Source organism: Pseudomonas sp. DE0010, from assembly GCF_007680745.1.
GTDB classification, from domain to species: Bacteria; Pseudomonadota; Gammaproteobacteria; order Pseudomonadales; family Pseudomonadaceae; genus Aquipseudomonas; species Aquipseudomonas parafulva_B.
In genome coordinates this window covers 1-251 of record NZ_VEJQ01000248.1, presented here as the reverse complement: position 1 = coordinate 251, position 251 = coordinate 1, and the positions used below count along the sequence as shown (strand labels likewise).

General features: G+C 60.6%; 1 protein-coding gene. It reads left to right on the top strand.

Annotated features, from left to right (window positions below):
- On the top strand, nucleotides 1-251 hold a 251-nt coding region (locus FS767_RS22415), incomplete at both ends, for a transposase (RefSeq protein ID WP_144968275.1).

The following is a 251-nucleotide window of genomic DNA, read 5'->3' as shown; positions in this document are numbered from 1 at the left end:
TGCGAGGCCATCAAACAGACCATCGATGACGACCCGGATCTGCGCGGGCGGCGCGACCTGATCACATCCATCAAAGGTCTGGGCGACACCACGGCAGCCTTGCTGCTTGCCGAGCTGGGCGACCCGCTGAAGTACAAAAGCCCTGCTTCGATCGTTGCATTTGCTGGGCTGAATCCGACGGTTCACCAATCAGGAGAAAAGGTTGGTCAGACGGCCATCTCGCGTGTGGGATCTTCCAGGCTGAGGGCGGG